The organism is Streptomyces calidiresistens, from assembly GCF_014141525.1.
Lineage (GTDB): Bacteria > Actinomycetota > Actinomycetes > Streptomycetales > Streptomycetaceae > Streptomyces > Streptomyces calidiresistens.
Map to the genome: position 1 here is coordinate 1 of NZ_VKHS01000824.1, position 2,277 is coordinate 2,277.

A 2,277-nucleotide genomic window follows, 5' to 3' on the forward strand; every position below is an offset into this window, starting at 1 on the left:
GTCATCCGGTGGGATCGGGGGGCTCCGGGGCCGGGGGGATCAGTGGTCGCCCGCCACCGGGGTCCCGTTGGCGGCCACGGCCCCCTCGGCGCGGGCCGGGACACCGGCTCCGGGGAGCGCCGAGAGCGCCGAGAGTTCCGAGATCCTGGTGTCGGCGAGGCCGGAGGCGCGGACGCTCTCCAGCACATCCCGGGCGGCACCGGCGTGCGGGCCGCCGCCGGAGATCAGGCGGGTGAGCAGGCCGGCGAGGGTGAGGTCGCGCAGGCCGGCGGCGCCGAGGCCGGAGACCATGCCGGCGAGGTCGCCGGTGAAGGTGGAGTTCTCCGGGTCCAGCCAGGGGCCGGCCATGGCGCGCACGCTCTCGGAGCGCTCCACGAAGCCGTCCACCGCCTTGCCCGCCGAGATGGCGTTGACCAGGCGGTCGAAGAACACCGAGTCGCCGCCCACGATGTCGATCTTCGCGTTCTCCAGGCCGGTGCCGATGAGGGAGGCCTGGGCCTCGGCGATCTGCCGCTGCACGTCCACCCGGGCCAGGCGCACGTCCTTCTCGGCCTCCAACCGCAGCCGGAACTCCTCGTGCTCCCGGCTCGTGGCGTCCAGGGCGGCCATGGCCTCGGCCTTCTCCTTGAGGCCGTCGGCCTCGGCCTGCATCTTCTCGCGCAGCGCCTCGGCCTCGGCCAGGCCCATCTCCTTGGCGGCGTCCGCCTCGACGCGGCGGGTGCGGGCCACGGCGTCGGCGGTGCGCTCCTGCACCTCGGCCTCGGCCAGACCCATCTCCCGGGTCGCCTCGGCCTCCACCCGGCGGGTGCGGGCCACGGCGTCGGCCATCCGCTCCTGCACCTCGGCCTCGGCCAGGCCGGGGGCGGCGGCGTCGGCGCGGCGGCCCTCGGCGAGGCGGATCGTGGCGGCGGCGTCGAGGTCGGCGGCCTTGCGCCGCGCCTCGGCCATGGTCAGCTCCTCCTTGGCGCGGTGCGCGGCGGCCTGTTCGGCGGCCTCGGCGGCCTTGATGTCCTTGACCAGGCGCTCCTGCGCCTCCGCCTCGGCCTGGATGATCAGGGCCTGGCGGTCGCGCTCGGCCTCCTCGACGGCCCGCAGCTTCTTGATCTCCTCCTCCTGCTCGGCGACCGTCTTCTCCACCGCGATGCGCTCGCGGATGACGTCGGCAATCTCCCGCTTCTCGCCCTCCAGCTCCTTGTCCTTGGCCATGCGGCGCAGCTCGGTCTCCCGTTCGCGGGCGATGACCTCGAGCTGGCGCTCCTTCTCGATCCGCTCGTTCTCGACGGCGACCACGCGCTGGCGGTTGAGCTGGGCGACGGCGACCTCGCGCTCGCGGTTCTCGTTCTGCACGCCGAGCTGCTCGTCGGTCTTGATGGCGGCGGTCTGGGCGCGCAGGCGCTCCTCGGCCTGGATACGGGCGACCTCGGCCTCCTCGCGGGCGCGGACGGAGGCGATCTCGCGCTGCTGCCGGATCTCGGCGTCGGCCTGGCGGCGTTCGAGCTCCAGGACGGCCTCGCGGGCGTCGACGTTCTGCCGGGTGATCTCCTTCTCCTCGTTGCGGCGGAACTCGTTGGTGAGGATGTGCTGCGCGGCGGTCAGCTCGGTGATCTTCCGGATGCCCTGGGCGTCGAGGATGTTGTCCTTGTCGAGCTGGACCAGCGGGGTCTGCTCCAGGTAGTCGATGGCGACGTCCTCCAGGCGGTAGCCGTTGAGGTCGCGGCCGATCTCGGCGATGATCCGCTGCTTGAGCTCGTCGCGCTTGACGTAGAGGTCCTCGAAGTCGAGCTGCTTGCCGACGGTCTTCAGCGCCTCGGAGAACTTGGCGTTGAACAGCAGTTGGAGGGTGTCCTGGTTGCTGGCCCGTTCGGTGCCGATGGCCTGGGCGACCTTGATGACGTCCTCGACGGTGTTGTTGACCCGCACGTAGAAGGAGATGCGGATGTCGGCGCGGATGTTGTCGTGACAGATCAGGCCGTCCTTGCCGACCCGGCTCAGCTCCAGCGTCTTGACCGAGATGTCCATGACCTCGGCCTTGTGCAGGACCGGGAGGACCACGGTGCCGGTGAAGGTCACGTCGACCTTGCGCATCTTGGAGACGATCAGCGCCTTGCCCTGTTCGACCTTGCGGAAGAGGCGGGTGACGGCGAACAGCAAGACCAGCGCGATCAGCAGGACGACGGCGATGAGGATGCCGAGTCCCTGCGAGGCGATGTCCATGGGACTCCTCGGGTCCGGTGCCCGGGAAGTGCCCGGGCACCGGACCCGAGGAGTCCCATGGAC

At 71.4% G+C, this 2,277-nt stretch carries 1 protein-coding gene; it reads right to left on the reverse strand.

The features are described 5' to 3' along the window. Nucleotides 1–39: 39 nt before the first annotated feature. Nucleotides 40–2,214, reverse strand: coding sequence for a flotillin family protein (locus FOE67_RS23155; protein ID WP_182666783.1), 2,175 nt, complete (start codon nucleotides 2,212–2,214; stop codon nucleotides 40–42). Between the last annotated feature and the right edge of the window lie 63 nt (nucleotides 2,215–2,277).